This window comes from Streptomyces sp. NPDC045026 (genome assembly GCF_056432625.1).
The window spans coordinates 138036-154071 of the sequence record NZ_JBWKIS010000019.1; the positions used below are offsets into that span (position 1 = coordinate 138036).

At 69.3% G+C, this 16036-nt stretch carries 9 protein-coding genes and 1 pseudogene; 8 read left to right on the forward strand and 2 right to left on the reverse strand.

Annotated elements, in window-relative coordinates:
• Window positions 1–64: 64 nt before the first annotated feature.
• Window positions 65–2275 (reverse strand): N-6 DNA methylase, encoded by a 2211-nt coding sequence (locus AC07EJ_RS31700; protein WP_478885552.1) that lies wholly within the window; start codon window positions 2273–2275, stop codon window positions 65–67.
• A 315-nt stretch (window positions 2276–2590) separates the two neighbouring features.
• Here AC07EJ_RS31700 and AC07EJ_RS31705 point away from each other — a divergent pair, with 315 nt between their 5' ends.
• The 8 genes from AC07EJ_RS31705 to AC07EJ_RS31740 all read left to right on the forward strand — a co-directional run bounded on the left by AC07EJ_RS31705 (window position 2591) and on the right by AC07EJ_RS31740 (window position 15800).
• Window positions 2591–3874, forward strand: a complete 1284-nt coding sequence (locus AC07EJ_RS31705) for a DNA sulfur modification protein DndB (RefSeq protein ID WP_326817514.1) — start codon at window positions 2591–2593, stop codon at window positions 3872–3874.
• 228 nt (window positions 3875–4102) lie between these two features.
• Window positions 4103–4660: a ribonuclease H family protein gene (locus AC07EJ_RS31710; protein WP_478885553.1), complete on the forward strand. Its 558-nt coding sequence runs from the start codon at window positions 4103–4105 to the stop codon at window positions 4658–4660.
• Window positions 4661–4724: 64 nt separating this feature from the next.
• The gene (locus AC07EJ_RS31715; protein WP_478885554.1) at window positions 4725–5297 is read left to right on the forward strand and encodes a hypothetical protein; all 573 of its coding nucleotides are present in this window, start codon (window positions 4725–4727) and stop codon (window positions 5295–5297) included.
• Window positions 5298–5413: 116 nt separating this feature from the next.
• Window positions 5414–5803 (forward strand): hypothetical protein, encoded by a 390-nt coding sequence (locus AC07EJ_RS31720; RefSeq protein WP_478885555.1) that lies wholly within the window; start codon window positions 5414–5416, stop codon window positions 5801–5803.
• A 310-nt stretch (window positions 5804–6113) separates the two neighbouring features.
• On the forward strand, window positions 6114–6542 hold the full coding sequence (locus AC07EJ_RS31725) for a hypothetical protein (protein WP_478885556.1): 429 nt from the start codon (window positions 6114–6116) through the stop codon (window positions 6540–6542).
• Between the two features lie 294 nt (window positions 6543–6836).
• Window positions 6837–9299, forward strand: a complete 2463-nt coding sequence (locus AC07EJ_RS31730) for an AAA family ATPase (protein WP_478885557.1) — start codon at window positions 6837–6839, stop codon at window positions 9297–9299.
• Window positions 9296–9709, forward strand: coding sequence for a hypothetical protein (locus AC07EJ_RS31735; protein WP_478885558.1), 414 nt, complete (start codon window positions 9296–9298; stop codon window positions 9707–9709). Before AC07EJ_RS31730 ends, AC07EJ_RS31735 begins: the two co-directional genes overlap by 4 nt.
• Window positions 9710–10136: 427 nt before the next feature.
• Window positions 10137–15800, forward strand: coding sequence for a DUF4011 domain-containing protein (locus AC07EJ_RS31740; RefSeq protein WP_478885559.1), 5664 nt, complete (start codon window positions 10137–10139; stop codon window positions 15798–15800).
• Window positions 15801–15856: 56 nt separating this feature from the next.
• Here AC07EJ_RS31740 and AC07EJ_RS31745 read toward each other — a convergent pair.
• Window positions 15857–16036, reverse strand: a pseudogene (locus tag AC07EJ_RS31745) (hypothetical protein); the annotation flags it as partial.

A 16036-nucleotide genomic window follows, 5' to 3' on the forward strand; every position in this document is an offset into this window, starting at 1 on the left:
ACCGTCCGCGCGTGGGACGGTGGGGATCCAGTGTGGTCATGTGCGGTGGGACGCGTGGGGCGTTTCAGGCGGAACCGCTGTCCGGGATGTCCGGTGGCAGGAGTACGCCGGCGGTGAGGCCGGTGGTCAGGGTGGCTGCGGTGTCGGCGGCGAGGTCGGCAGTTCGGCGGACGGCCGCGCGCAGCTCGTACACGCGGCGGAAGGCCTCCCCGTAGCGCCGCTGCTCCTCCAGGGGCAGCAGCGGTACGCGCAGGCGGCCCGGTGTGACGTGCACGAGGGTGCTGCCGGTGGACGCGGAGGCGATGTTGTCCTCGGCGCCGAGGAACCCGGCCAGGAACCACGGGTCGAGGCGGGCCGGGTCGGGGCGCAGGAGGTGGATGTGCGGACCGAGCAGGGCTCCGGCGTCCTGGTCGTCCGCGACCCGGGTCATCGTGGCCGCGTCGCCGCCGCCCGCGACGGCGCGTACCAGGACGTCCCCGGCGGCGACGGGTTGCGCGGCGTCCGCGTGGATGCCAACGGCCCCGCTGGACGGGGGGTTTCCGGCGGAGATGTCCTGGACGGTGATGACCGGCCGGTCCAAGGTGGGGGCGGCGGGGCCCTTGGAGCCTCGTGTGCCGGGCGTCGCCGCCCGCACCACGGTCAGTGCCCCGCCGCGTGCCAGGTCGGAGACGGTCGCCGTACGCCACTCGCGGGCTGACGGCCCCGGCTGCCACCCGCCGGACGCGGAGGCGGCCGCCAGGACGGCGACCTGCTCGGCCAGCCGGCCGTGCAGTTCGGTGACGCGCCCGGCTAGGGCGGTCGGGTCGATGTCGGCCGCGGTCGCCCGCACATGGCGGGCTGGGGTGACGTCGACGACGTCATCGAGGAGGTCGACGAGCGGCACTGCGCGGGCGACGCCGGGCTCGTCGGCGTAGGTGTCGGGGGCGGTGGTGAACGCGGCCCACTGGCCGAGGACCCGGTCGGTCAGCCCCGCCCAATCGAAGGAGGAGACAGAGGCGGAAGAGGCAGGGGCAGAGGAGGCGGCGGAAGGGGCGGAGCCGGATCGGCGGGGGCGTGAGCCGCCGCGGGTTCCGGCGCCGGCCGTGGCCGTATCGGTGGTGGACGGCGCGCCCGTGGCGCTGCCCCGCTGCTCGCCCTCCCCGTCGACGAACAGCACCGTCGTACGGTCCGTGCCGCCCGGCTCGGGGCGTTGGAACACCCAGACCTGCAGGCCGATGTGGAGCGGATACGCGGCACGCGCCGGAAGTGAGACGACGGCGCGCAGGGCCCCGCTGCGGATGAGTTCCCCGCGGATGCGGCGGCCGGAGGAGCGGAAGGCGAGAGCGGGCGGCAGCAGCATGACCGCGTGGCCGCCGGGCTCCAGGTGCGCGAGAGCGTGCTGCACCCAGGCCAGTTCGGATTCGAAGCGCGGCGGAAGTCCGTACGCCCACCTCGGGTCGTAGGCCAGCTCGTCATGACCCCAATCGCGGTCGCCGAACGGCGGGTTGCACAGGACGGCATCCACCGTGACGTCGGGGAAGGCGTCGGCGCGCAGGCTGTCGCCGACGCGGATCGCCGTCTCGGCCTCGGGCGCGGCAAGCAGGAGCCGGACTGCGCTGCGCTGGACTTGGACGGGGAGCGAGTCCTCCCCGAACAGCTCCTGTGCGCCCTGCCGGGCGGCGGCGGCGAGGAGCGTGCCGCTGCCGCAGGCAGGGTCGAGGATGCGGGCCGTGCCGGCGGGCAGGAGCCGTGCCATGAGCAGGGCCAGGCCTTCGGGGGTCTGGTAAACGCCGCTGGCGGCACCCTCGTCCAGCTCGCGCTCAGCAAGGACATCGACGGCGGCCTGCGCCCCCGCCTCACGGACGCAACCCAGCAGCGCGCGGACCGCGCCCGCATCGTTCGGTCCGTAGCGGACCGGCTCGGCCTCGGGCACGGCTGCGGGGAGCTGTGCTGCGGCCTTCTCCGCGCGGGCGATCAGCTGGTCGTCGGGCACGGCGGCGAGTTCGGACAGCTCCTCGGGCGTGCGGCGGGACGCGGCAGCCACCAGCGGGAACAGTCGCGCGGCCACACCCGAGCCGGGGCCCAGTAGCCGTAGCGCCGTACGCAGCTCCTCGGCCGGCGAGGCGGTGGAGGTGTGCCCGCGTCCCCGCAGCCATGCCTGGACGGCCGGCAGGTCGTAGAGCGGGCTGGTTTCCGTGCCTCCGCTGGGGGCCGGGAAGTCGTCGTGGCGGCGGCGCCAGTTGCTGACAGTGGCGCGCGTGACCCCTGCGATGCGGGAGATCTCGGCGGCTGTCACGTGCGCTGAGGGCGCCAGTTGGGCTGGTGGCTGCTGGGGCATGGCGTGGGGTTCCGCACCTCTCGGGCCAGTCGGATAGTGGACGGTTAACACATTACAGCGGTCGTCAAGTCCGACAAGCTGTTTGACGATGCTTTCAGTCTCGTGCTTATCTAGTTCTGCTTCCGAGTGGAAGCGGTGGCCCGAGGCGCTCTGCTGAGTCCGCGCCGCGCATCCGATCTCTTCAGATCCCTGCCGATCCCAGCGGGCGTCACGCGCCGCCCGCCCTCTCTCCCGCTGCCCCCGAGGGCTACCTGCTCGGAAAGGAAGTCAGCCATGACCATCACTGTCGACTCCTCGCGCCTCTCCCTGGTGCGTGAGGAGTCCACTTACCTGGCGATCCGCACCAGCCAGGGCGGCCGGACCGTCTACACGACGCGCATTCCGCTCGCCGACCTCTCGGTCATCCTCACCATCCCGGACCCGGCCAAGCCGGACCCGGACAACCGCAAGGTGGACATCACCCACGCCAAGGGCTTCGGCCAGTACCTCGCCGACAACCCCAGGTGGGTGGCTCCGGCCCTCCTCATCCGCGACACCGGCGGCTGCCGCTTCGAGCCGATCAGCGAAGACGGCTCGGTCGGCTACCTCACCGTCCCGTGGTCCATCGGCGGCATCGGACGCCTGATCACGATCGACGGCCAGCACCGCATCCTCGGGGTCCACCTGGAGAAGAAGCGCATCACGGACGAGGTCTCCCGCATCGACCGGGAGATCCACCGCGCCAACGAGGCCAAGAAGGCGAAGCTGGAGCAGGACCGCGAGGCGCTGATCGGCCGAATGCAGCGACTCAAGGACGAGTTCGTTGGCATTGACATCTACGTGGAGCCCGACGGCGTCAGCGGCCAGCAGATGTTCGTCGACGTCGCGGACAACGCCAAGGGAATCTCCGGTGCCGTCCGGGCCCGCTTCGACACCTCGCGCATCGCCAACCGCACGCTCAGCGACATCGTCGTCCACCCCCTGTTCCTGGGCAAGGTCGACATCGAGCGGGACCGGATGACCCTGACCAACCGCAACCTGATGGGCGCCAAGCACGTAGCCGACATCACACGGGCCGTCATCGCCGGTCCCGGTGGCCGTGTCAGCAAGAAGGTCGAGTCGCTGACCGACAACGAGGTCATCGAGAGCGTCCGCGGCTTCTTGGATGTCATCTCCATTGCGTTCACCGCGCTCGCGGAGATCACCGAGGAGGACGTGGACAACTACGATCCCTCGCTCTCCGAGAAGAAGAAGAACGAACCGCCGGCGCCCCCCACCAAGGCCATGAGGCTGCGCGAGTCCTCGCTTCTGGGCTCGGTGGGCATGCTCCGCGTCCTGGGCGGCGTCTACCGCAACCTGAAGGAGGACGGAGCCGAGGACGGTGACATCCAGGAGTTCTTCAAGCGGCTCGACCGGCACATGACCGCCCCCGTCACCGAGGACAGCATCTGGCGCACCACGGACGCGAACGAGGACTTCGAGCCGAACGCCTCCGCCCCGATCATGCGTCAGCAGAACGTCGTGCACCTGACCAAGGTGATCACGGACTGGTACAAGAAGGCCCCGGCTGCTATCTGACCCACCAGCAACACCGGAGCCCCTCCGCAATCTGGCGGATTCCAGGGGTCATTGCAACACGGTGATGGCGCCTGACCCACACGACCAAGCTCGGCGGGCGTCACGCGCCGCTCGCCCTCTTTCCCGCTGTCCCGTCGCGAAGACAAGGAGGCAACAACTGTCATGGGTCGTCGTTCTCCCCTCGCCCACGCACCGCGCCCCGCCACGTCCGCTTGCCGCCAGGTGTGCGTGAACGAAAAGGTCAAGGCCGTCGCCGGGCCGATCGTGCTGGCCACGGACGCCTCGGTCGGCCCGGACCGGGTGGCCTCCGGCTACCTCGCCACCACCGGCCACACCGGTCTGCGCGCCCACCTCTACCCGAAGCACCTCGTACGACCCCGCTCCCGCGTGGTCGCGACCGAACTGCGCGCCGTGTACTGGGGCCTCAAGACGGTCCTCCACGCGCACCCCGGCCAGCCCATCGAGGTCCGCCTGGACAACTTGCAGGCGCTGCGGCACCTGCACAGCTGGCAGCAGGACGGGACGGACATGCCCGAGGGCTACGACACCCACCTGCGCTCCCAGGGCCGCCAGCCCAGCCTGGTCAAGCTGCAGTTGCTTGCCGAGTACACCCCTCACTTGACCTTCGTCCACGAGAAGGCCCACGCCGGTCACCCCCTCAACGAGGCCGCCGACTCCCTCGCCAAGCTCGGCCTGCGGTGCGTGCGCGGCACCGTCCTGCGCACCGAACTCCCGCGCCTGGTCACGCTGTGGGCTACAGGCGCCCTCGCCGCCTGGGCCGCCTGACGCACATTCCAGGTTCACAAGTCACACGCACCCGCAAGGTGCATCTACATCCCCTGGGGGGACCATGAGCCAGCAGCAGTACCCGCAGCAGCCCCAGCCCGGTTGGGGCGGCCCGCAGCAGCAGGGCTACGGCACTCCGCCGTTCCAGCCGCAGCCGCCGAAGAAGTCGAAGGCAGGGAAGATCGTCGGCTTCGGCTGCCTCGGCGCCGTTGCCCTCTTCGTTCTGATCGGCATCGCCGCCGCGGCCGGCGGCGGAAACGGCGACTCCACCGACACCGGCGCCAAGGACAAGGCCGTCGCCGCCGGCCGCACGCCGGAGTCCGACAAGGCCGAGGCGACGCCCGCGCAGAAGACGAAGACGCAGGCGGAGCAGTTCAAGGCCTGCGTCGCCAAGTCCGGTACGGCCACGGAGAAGAAGGCCGTCCAGCACGTAACGAAGGTGACCGGCGCGGACAAGCGGAACGACATCCTGGACTCGGCTGAGGTCTACACCGACTTCAGTGGCGGGCTTATGAGCGACAGCCAGGGGGACGCGAAGCTCATCGCGTCTGCGTTCACGTCCTGCTACGAGTCCAAGAACGGGCTTGTCAGCGTCTACGGCCAGGATGGCGACCTCATCGCCAACGCCAACTACTGATCTCTTCGGCCAAAGCCCGCCGACCCGTGACGGTGGGCCTTGGTTCGTTCAACCGTGCACGCCCCGTACCGACTTCACACATCCTGGGGGACACGATGCGCCGCATCATCAATACCGTGCTACTCGCCGCTGCCCTGCTCGCTTCGCTTGCTGCCTGTGGCAGTACCAGCGACGACAAGACGCCTGCCAAGCCGAAGGCGTCGCCGAGTGTCAGCAAGGAAGTCAAGTTCCTCGACGCCGTGCACCTTGCGTCGTGGCGCAGCTGGGCCGAGCGACAGCCATCCGACGGTGACCTCATCGACTTTCCACAGGAGTGGTGCGACGGTCTGGGCGCGGGGCACAGCGTGAAGTGGATGTTCGGCGAGGGCGGTCTGTACCCGTACGGGCCGGACTGGGGCACGCAGAAGCAAGAGGCGAACGGACTGCTGTTGATGGGCGTGAAGGCGTACTGCCCGGAGCTGCGGGAGCAGGTCGTGAGTGAGCTACGGGACAGCGGCGCATACTGACCCGCGCCGAGGAGGCCGCCCCGCGCACAGCCGCGAGCGGGGCCCGTCGTGTCCGGGCGAATTGCAGCCCCCAAGGTCCGGCACCGTCTGAAATCCGTACCTTCCCGCTCAGGGAGGTGACGGTGGCGCGGCGGCAGCTCATTTTTCAGCGGCAAGTGGACTGACACCAGGGCCGGCTGACTGGCTGACCGAGCGGGTCAGTACGCCTTCGAGTGCGGCGGCGAGGCGATGCTCCGCCGCCTCCGCGCCGCCCCCGACCATGACCCGCTGCGAGGTTTTCACCCTCCGATTCCTTACCTGAAGGACAACCGTGAACCGAGCCAACGTCATTGCCGCCTGCGGGTTGACCGCCCTGTCCGTCACCGCGGCCACGGTGGACCACGTCAGTACCCACTCTGCGCTCGCCACCGCCCGCCGCCAGGCGGCTGCTGCCGACCACCGCGCCCATCAGGCTGAGTCTCGCCCGCCCAAGGTCGTCACCCATGCGGTCACCAAGGCTGTGGACAAGCCTGTCTTCGGCCGCTCAACACTTCTCGGCGCCTACGCGTCTGGCGTGATATCGGGGGGCGTGTACGTCGACGACGGCAGCATGACCTATACCGCGAGCGACAGCACCTGCTCGCAGGAGTACGCCCAGATCTCCCAGGAGCCCACCGGCGGCACCATCCACCGCGACGTCTTCATGAAAGCCTGCCTGACCAACGTCGACGCCACCGCCAAGACTGACCCCGCGCCCTGACCGGCGGCGCTCGGCGCTGACCGGCAGGTCACGTGGGCGGGTCGAGCGCGGCACCCCTCAACGAAGCCGCCGACCCCTTCGCCGAGCTCGGCCTGCACTTCGTGCGTGACACCGTCCCGCGCACCGAACTCGCGCGCCTGGTCACGCTGTAGGCCGCCGGCGCCCTCACCGACTACCGACGCCCCCAGGCCGCCCTTCTCTCCACTGCCGGCCGGGGATCCGGTGAACCTGCCCCGCCTTCGGCCCGGCCCTCGCGCTCTTCCATGTTTTCCCGCGCCCACCCCGGAGCACCTCATGACCGAGAAGGAACAGCCCCAGCACACCGCACACCATTCCACCCAGCCGCCCCAGACCGTCCCGTCCATGCCCGTAGCCGAACTGGTGGAGGCCCGCCTCGCGGAGGCGGTCCTCAGCGAGCCGGTGAAGGCGCTCCTCAAGGACGCTCTGGGCGAGGGGGAGGCCGAAGGACCGTCCTCCGTCGGCCGGATCCACCTGGCCTCCGTCGCCGTCACCGGATTCCGCGGCATCGGCCCCCGCACCTGGCTGAACCTCAGCTCCCGACCGGGCGTGAACCTCGTGGTGGGCCGCAACGGGTCCGGCAAGTCCAGCATCGCCGAGGGCATCGAGACCGCGTTCACCGGCACGAACATGCGCTGGCACGGGCTGCACGCGTCGCGCAGCAGCAACTGGCGCAACCTCCACCTTGAGGACGGTGCCAGGCCGGAGATCGAGGTCAAGCTCGCCATCGAGGGCGACACCGGCCGCAGCACGCTCACCCGCACGTGGGAGAGCGAGGACTTCGGCGGCTCCCAGGCAGAGTTCAAGCGGCCCGGACACGGACGAGTCCCTCTCGACCAGGTGGCCTGGAAGCAGGCCATGGAGGACTACCGGCCCTTTCTGTCGTACGTCGATCTCGACCGCATGATCAGCGGCAAGCCCTCCGAGATGTACGACGCCATCGCCACGATCCTCGGCCTGCGGCATCTCAGCGCAGCGGACAGCCGGCTTCGGGCGGAGGAGAAGGTACTCGACGACGCGGCGAAGGCGGCGAAGGCGGAAATCCCGGAACTCGTGGACGCCCTGTACGCGCTGGAGGACGACGAGCGCGCGGTGCACGCCCTCCTGGCCATCGACACCCCGGGCAGCCCGGACTTCGACACCGTCGAGGCACTGGTGGCGGGACTGCCCGCCGACACCGGCGAGGGCCTTCTCGCCGAGCTGCGGGTCGCGGCCGCCGTGCAGGGCCCCGACATGGAGCAGGTCTCCGCCGCGGTGGTCGGGCTGAGCAAGGCCCTCGCCGATGCCGAGGACGTCCGCGGCACGAGCGCCGAGGACGCTCACCAGCGCGCCGACCTCCTCGGCAGGGCTCTGGCCCACAGCGACCGCCACCCCGACGACGAGTCCTGCCCGGTCTGCGGAACGGATCGCGTCCTGGACGGGGAGTGGGCCGCGCGTGCCGCCGCGCAGATCGCCGTACTGCGCCAGGAAGCCAAGGCCGCCGACGACGCGCGCGCCGCACTGCGGTCGGCGGTGCGCGCCCTACAGGACCTTGTGCACAGGCCCCAGCGGATCCCGGCCGCGTTGACCGACCCGTGGGACGCCTGGACCGCCTGCCGTACGGTCAGCGATCCGCACGAGCTCGTCAGGCGCGCCCACGAGGCGGCTGGGACGCTGACTGACGCTTGCGCCGCGGTGAGAGAGAACGCCACGAGGGAGCTGGAGAAGCGGGACGAACGCTGGCGCCGGCTCATCAACCGCCTGGCCGGCTGGGCGGAGCGGGCTCGTGCCGCGAAGGAGAGCGATCCCCGGCTGAGAGACATCCGGCGGGCCCGTGCCTGGATCAAGGCGCTGAGCAGCGAGCTGCGGGAGCGGCGCATGGAAGGCTTCGCCGAACAGTCGCAGCGCATCTGGGAGAAGCTTCGCCAGGAGAGCAACATCGACCTCAACGGTGTGAGCCTGCACGGCAGCGAGAAGGCCAACGTACGCAAGCTCGTCATGGATGTCTCCGTCGACGGCCAGGACGCCTCGGCGCTGGGCGTCATGAGCCAGGGCGAGCTGCACTCCCTCGCACTGTCCCTGTTCCTGCCCCGCGCCGTTACGGCCGACAGCCCGTTCGGTTTCATAGTCATCGACGACCCGGTGCAGTCCATGGACCCCGCCAAGGTCAACGGACTCGCTCAGGTCCTGCACGAACTCGGCAAACACCGGCAGGTCGTCGTGTTCACCCACGACACCCGGCTCCAGCGGGCGTTCACGAGCCAGGAGCTGCCGGTGACGGTGTTCCAGGTCGAGCGGAGCAAGGCCTCGAGGGTGAGGGTCGAGCGAGTGACCGACCCGGTCGCACAGGCGATCGCCGACGCGATGGCCATCGTCCGCACCCCGGATCTGCCACCGGCTGCCCGGACCCATGTGCTGCCCAGCCTGTGCCGCATTGCTCTGGAGAACGCCTTCCTGGAAGCCGCGTGGACCAAGCACCACCTCTCCGGCGGGCCTGAGCAGGAACTGCACGCCGCCGTCGACGACGCCGAGAAGTTCACGAAGGTCGCGGCGCTCGCCCTGTTCGGCGACATCACACGGATCCGCGACGTCGACGAGGAAGTGAAAAACCGCTACGGAGCGCAGGCGGCATACCTCATCAAGCAGTGTCAGAGAGGAGCCCACGCGGGAGGGGCGCAGATCACCGACCCGCGCCGTTTCGTCCAGGGCGTCGAGGCTCTGGCGCAGAAGGTGCGCAAGCCGGAGGGGAACGCCCGATGAGTGCCTCCGCTGCATCCTCACCCTCTGTATCCGCAGCACCCGCTTCCCCTGCCTCCGTCGAAGACCTCCTGCTGACGGCCGACCGGTTGCTCGCCGGCGACCTCGGCGGTGCCACAGCCGCAGGCCGTCACCGCGGAGCCTCACTGGCCCTGAGGACTGTTCTGGAGATCTGCGTGGACCGGGTGCTCGACGCAGCGGTACCGGGACTCGCCCGCGCCACCATGCGGGCCAAGATGCTCTGCTTGCGCTGCTACACCCCTGGGGAGACTGCCCGGCGGACCCGCGCCGTCTGGTCGCACCTGTGCCTGGGGTGCCACTACCACCAGTACGAGATGGGCCCCACCGACGAGCAGGTCCGCGCCTGGCGCACGGAGGTCGGCGAGCTCGTCCGGAAGCTGGATGTTCCCTGACTGTTTGGTCATCGAGGTCACCTTTGGCCCGCCGTCCACCGGTCAGATTCCACCCGGCCTTGAGACCAACGCCACGCAGTCCAGAACAGCAGCGGTACGCCGCCTGCCAATCGGGGCCAACTCCACCCTCTGTCGATGGTGTCGGCGATCGCGTTACGTGCTTTGGCAGAAGGTGGGGGCGGAATTGTCTCGTTGGGCGGGTCCCAGGTCTGCGGCTCCGGAGTGGGATGACGTTGCGCGGAAGGCCGTTTGCCCATGGCCTCCTCACTCGTGTTGGCAGGGAAGCCTCTTCTCCATCCTCCAGTGTCCTGACGTGGGGAGAGTCGTCCTGTGCCGTCCCTCCAGACGCCGTTGCGAAGCACCGCTATGCTTCACACATTTCGTCTAACGCCTTCACGATCTCTTCACCAATGAGGAGCTGCGCTGTATGACCCTCCAAGGCAGGCGGCCTTCCACGGACCGTGCTCGGCTGGAGAGGCTGCTCGCCTCATGGCGGGACTCACTCATCGATCTGAGCTTCCGTAACCGGCTGCTCAACTACCAGCGCCGTGCCTCGTCGGCAGGTATGGATTTGGTCGAGCCCGGGTTGTCCACCGTGCTGGAAGGGCTTTCCCGCGGTTGCGCCTTCTCTGCTGTACGCGGCGAGGGATCCGAGGATGAGAGTGCATCGTCGGGCGAGTTGGCGCCGCCCGCGAGAGTGGTCCCTGCCGGTTCCACCACTGGCGCCAGGCCAATCGACACCCCTGCATCCCGGGCAGGAGTCGGCGGCAACCGCCCCGTTGTAACGCTCACCACGTCCAAGGCCATGCAGGCTGAACAGGACCGGCATCTGCGTCGCCTTGCCCTGGTCGCGCGGGAGAAGTACAACGACTACGGCCTGTGGGTGCTTCATCTCGGTGTGGGCTTTCTCGATTGGACGCCGGCCCCGTCTGCCGAGAAGAGCTTCAGTTCGCCGTTGGTGATGGTGCCAGTCGTGCTGGAGCGGCGACGCGGGGACTCGTACGTACTGAAGGTCAACGCGGATGAGGAGCCGTCTCTCAACCCCGCCCTCGCCATCAAGATGGGCGAGTTGGGCGTGGACTGGCCGCGTGTCGACCAGGTGGAACGCCGCGATATTCCAGCACTGATTGCGCAGGTCCGGCGCGCGGTGGCCGGCATGCGCGGCTGGAAAGTCACCAACCGGATGGTGCTTGACACGTTTAACTCAAGCAAGGAGGTCATGTACCGGGACCTCCTTGACAACGCCGGCCGGGTGCAGGCCAGCGCCCTCGTGCGAGCCATCGGACTCGGCGCGGACTCCGGCATCTCGCCCGGAACCTTTGCATTCGAACCAGTTGACGCCGATCGCATCGACGAGATCCAGCCGCCCGAAAACGCCCCGCTCGTGCTCGACGCGGACTCTTCCCAGCGACAGTGCGTCGCGGCCGCGATCGAAGGTCGCAGTTTCGTGATGGACGGGCCGCCCGGCACCGGCAAGAGCCAGACGATCACCAATATGATCGCGGGCCTGTTGGAGCAGGGCCGTACCGTGCTGTTCGTCAGCGAGAAAGCGGCGGCCCTGGACGTGGTCCGCAACCGTCTGAGCGATGTCGGTCTCGACGACTACGTCTTGGCGTTGCACAGCAACAACACGGGCCGGAAGCAGGTGGCGCAGGAACTCGGCCAGGCATTGCAGGCGCCCCGCCGTACCTCGTCCGGCAGCGCCCAGGCGGACCTCAACCGCGCTCGCCAACTGCGTAAGGAACTCTCCAGATACGCGGCGGCGATGAACGAGTTCCGGCCTGGTCTCGGTGCGAGCCTGCACGACGTCCTGGGACGGATCGCGCTGCTGGACGATTCCCATCCTCTGCCCCCGGCCCCGTCCTTCGACGCGGAGGCGCTCACCGCTGAGGGACTTGACCGGGCGACCGTGGCGGCGCGCCAGGTCAGCAGATCGTGGCGCCCGGCTGCGGAAGGCACGGCGTACTCCTGGTACGGGCTGACAGCCGCCGGTGACCCGCTGCAGACGCTCGACCTCGCCACCGAAACCCTCGGCGAGCTCGACACGAGGCTGCTGCCGCATGCGCCTCTCCTTGCCGAACTCGACTGGCAGGGGGTCCGCGACACAGCCCGACTGACCGCGCTGCTGCACGTCGCGAGCGCGAGGCCGAAGCTGCCGCGGCCGTGGCTGACCGCCGAGCACCACGGCCTGACTACGGCGGTGTCGGACTTCCGGCGCCGCTTGGGCGAGGTCATCGGTGCCGAGCGGGCGGCGGAGCAGATACTTGGCGAGGCATGGGACCGGCTGCCGGCCGAGGCGGATCCCACGCCGAGCGCGGAGGAGACCGCTCTCCAGACTCTGCTGCCCCCGGCCATCGACATCAGTGTGCTCACCGCCGACGCCACCCGTGAGCTCGGCGACCGCCTCGAAGCAGATGCAGCGGCACTCGACGAGGCAGTCACATCGCTTGCGGCGGTTGCCGCGATGTACGGCCTGCCGGCTCCCGGGACCTGCGACGACGCGCTACGTCTGGGGCGCCTCGCCGCTCTGGCAGGACACTCCGACGATGCCAAGCCCCTGGCGGCATGGCTCACCCGGGAGGGAGCGGCTGGTGCGAGGAGCGCCGCGCAGGTCCTGCGTGAAGCTGTGGAGCGGCTGCGCGCGAATCGGAGTAAGGCCGAAGAGGTCTTCACGGACCGGGTGCTGCACGAAGACTCTCTTGACGAAGTCGCGCACCGGTTCGCCAACGTGCACCGGTCCCTCACTGCGAGGCTGACCTCAGCGTGTCGAGCCGACCGCCGGTTGATCAGGTCATTTCTCCCTGACGGTGGTAAATGCACCAAGGCGGTCCTGGCCGCACTTCCGGCGGCGGTGGCTTGGCAGCAGGCGGATCGGACACTCAATGCCGAGGCCGGTCGCCACGCCTCGGTTCTCGGTCCGCACTGGCAGGGAGAGGACACCGACTTCGACGGCCTGGACTCCCTCATCGCATGGGCCGACGACATCCTCGAGCTCGCTCCCCGGGTGATCAATCAGGACGCTTTGGCCCGTGAGGTGGCGTCTGGAGGGCAACCGCGCGCCGCCGCGAGGAACACCGCGGAACAGGCAGCCGCCCGGTTGACCGAGTGGCGGGATTCTCTCGTGCTTCCCCCCGCACCGGGCCCGTCGTACGCATTGGAACCGGGAAGCCTCGGAGCCGCCGCGCAGTGGAGTCGCGCGCATGTCGCGCCTCTGCGAGCGGCCGAGCGACTGATCCGGACCGTGGAGCAGACGGCCGTGGCGGGGGGAGGTGCGGTCACAGCACCTGGCACCTGGACTCTCGCCGCGGCACGCGTCGGTGTCCATGCCGTACGGGCCGCGCGTGCTGCCGCCGTGGAGTTCGAGTCGAAGGCGGAAGACGACCGGGAACTGCTCGGGGACCTCTACACAGGCCGCAGCACCAGCGTGTCCGACCTGACCGCCGCCCTGGATTGGATCACCACTCTGCAGGAGGCGTGCGGGCTTCCGGCAACGGTTCCACTGACTGCTTCCGCCGCCGAGATTCTCTACCACGCGGAAGTCGACACGGATCTCGAAGCCGCTGCGGGCGCGTGGTCACGGGCCGCGGAGACACTGGCGAACCTGTTCCGTCCGGAGCGCGCGGAGCAGCTCCGCGACGTGCTCTCCGGCGGCCAGGACGCGGCGGTGAAGGCGCTCGCCGTCTTGGACGCCGACCGGGGCGGCCCTGACGAGTGGCGTGCCTACGACGTCGGCCGCAGGGCTCTCGACGCCCTGGGCCTGGGGGACCTGGTGGACAGGGCGGTGCGCCGTGGGGTCGCTCCGGTCGACTTCCCGACAGTGGTCGAACGTGCGGCTCTCCGTGCCTGGGCGGACCTCCAGCTGGCCGGTGATCCACGGCTGGCCACCCCCCGGTCCGCGGACCGCGACGACCTGGTGGCAGGCTTCCGGGAACTGGACGCGAGACTGGCCGACCACGCCCGTCAGCGCGTCGTCCAGGCCTGTGACAGCCGCCGCCCGCGCGCCACGGCTACTACGCCAGGTGCGGCGCTGCTCAGACGAGAGGGCGAGAAGAAGAGCCGGCACAAGCCGGTGCGGGAGCTCCTGGAGACAGCCAGGGAGACGGTGCAACGGATCAAACCGTGCTTCATGATGAGTCCGCTCACCGTGAGCCGGTTCCTGCCGCCTGACCTCGTCTTCGACGTGGTGATCTTCGACGAGGCTTCGCAGGTGTTGCCGCAGGACGCCATCAACTGTGTTTACCGTGGGCGGGCACTGATCGTCGCCGGCGACCAGAAGCAGCTCCCGCCCACCGAGTTCTTCGCTTCCGCAGGCGATGACGAGGAGGACGAGGGCGAGGAGTCCCTCGATCAGTTCCGCTCCGTGCTGGATCTGTGCAAGGCGAGCGGGCTGCTGGAGAGTCTGTCGTTGCGCTGGCACTACCGCAGCCGTCATGAGGACCTGATCGCCTTCAGCAACCGGGAGTTCTACGACGAGTCGATGACCACCTTCCCGGGAGCTCATGCCGAGGGTGAGGATGTCGGCGTCGCCTACTACCGCGCCATGAAGGGCATCTACCGTTCCGGGGCAGCCGCCCGGAACAACCCCGGGGAGGCCGAAGCGGTGGCCCGCCGCGTCATCCACCACTTCAGTACGCGCAAGGGCAGATCGCTCGGTGTGGTCGCGCTGTCCCAGTCGCAGGCCGTCGCTATCCAGGACGCTGTGGATGCGGCCCGGCAGACCCGCCCCGACCTCGACGAATGCTTCTCCGAGGACCGGCTGAACGGGTTCTTCGTCAAGAATCTGGAGAGCGTGCAGGGCGATGAGCGGGATGTCATGATCCTTTCCGTCGGCTACGGCCCTGATGCCCAGGGCAAGTTCTCGAAGAACTTCGGCCCGATGAACAAGGCTGATGGCTGGCGTCGTCTGAACGTCGCCGTGACCCGAGCGCGCTACCGCGTGGAGGTCGTGGCCTCGTTCGAACCGGGTGAGGTGGGAGACACCGGCAGCAAGAGTTTCCGGCACTTCGGCCGCTACCTGCGATACGCCCAGAGTGGCCCGTCCGTGCTCTCCCAGGAGGCGGTGGACTCGGACGCCCAGACGGAGAGCCCGTTCGAGGAATCCGTACTGGCGGTGCTCCGCAACTGGGGCTATGACGTCCAGCCTCAGGTCGGCGTTGCGGGGTACCGCATCGACCTGGGTGTCCGGCATCCGAATCGGCCGGGCCTGTACGCGCTGGGCGTGGAGTGCGACGGCGCCATGTACCACTCCTCGAAGGCTGCCCGAGACCGTGACCGTCTGCGCGAAGGAGTGCTGCGGGGACTGGGCTGGGAGCTGCACCGGATCTGGGGCACCGACTGGTACCGCGACCGGTCCGGAGCCGAAACCCGACTCCGTACCGCCGTCGAACGCGCGGTGGCTCTTGTTAGGACTGGCCCCAGTACCCCGCGTGTGATCGCGGGTGGCACGGCGGGACCTGAAGCACCGTCGCTGAAGGCGCCGTCGCCGCGAGCCGAACCGCAGAGCGGGCCCGCGCGGCGGCCTTCTGCGGCTCGGGGTACCGGAACCCGGACCGCCGCCGCTTCCGCTCGCCCCGCGCGGCAGAGCGGAACCGTGCCGACTCCACGACGCGAGGAAGCCGCCTCTGCCACCCGATACCCGGTGACAGCATTGGCCGAGACATCTCGCCGCCGTGTCGAGAACGAACTGACCCAGATCCGCGAGTACCTGCGGCAGCCGGAGCCCCTGGACACCGCCACCGATTACCGGGTGCGCGCCGACAACCGGCGCCATTGGGAGAAGCGGTGTGCACAGCTCAAGGAGCGCGCCACCTTCCTGGAGAACTTCCTCAGGGCAGTGCCCTCCACTCCTCGCGCGACTGGCGGACGGATGGTCGCCCCTGGGCGTCTGGTCGGCCTGACTTTCGGCGAGTCCACAGACATTGAGGAGTACGAGATCACTTCTCAGAGCCCGACGACGAAGGAGGGCCAGGTGCTCAGCCCGTCCTCACCTCTCGCCGCTGCTCTGCTGTGGTGCATGGTCGGCTCCCCGGTCGAGTACGAAGACGGCTCGGGGAAGCGACGGACCGCCCACATCCGACACGTTCGCGACTGAAGGGAACGCCGGGCAGAGCAATAGTCAAGCGCGCCCGGCTGCTCCACCGCCTGGGCAAGCTGGCTGCGGCTGAGCGCGCCGATGGTGATCGGATACTCGAAGAGTCCGGCGTGACGGCCGGCGAGCAGCTGGCCTAGGAAATCCACGCGCAACGTCACCAGAACCCGCACCCGTGCATCGTGCGTGACGCAGGCCCGCAGCGCCTCGAGGAACTCTGCGCCTGCCGAAAAGTCCAT

What these genes read in the sequence shown, in the direction of transcription:
- AC07EJ_RS31705 (WP_326817514.1), top strand. Translation starts at nt 2,591, where the DNA reads ATGACCATCACTGTCGACTCCTCGCGCCTCTCCCTGGTGCGTGAGGAG.
- AC07EJ_RS31715 (WP_478885554.1), top strand. Translation starts at nt 4,725, where the DNA reads ATGAGCCAGCAGCAGTACCCGCAGCAGCCCCAGCCCGGTTGGGGCGGC.
- AC07EJ_RS31730 (WP_478885557.1), top strand. Translation starts at nt 6,837, where the DNA reads ATGACCGAGAAGGAACAGCCCCAGCACACCGCACACCATTCCACCCAG.
- AC07EJ_RS31735 (WP_478885558.1), top strand. Translation starts at nt 9,296, where the DNA reads ATGAGTGCCTCCGCTGCATCCTCACCCTCTGTATCCGCAGCACCCGCT.
- AC07EJ_RS31740 (WP_478885559.1), top strand. Translation starts at nt 10,137, where the DNA reads ATGACCCTCCAAGGCAGGCGGCCTTCCACGGACCGTGCTCGGCTGGAG.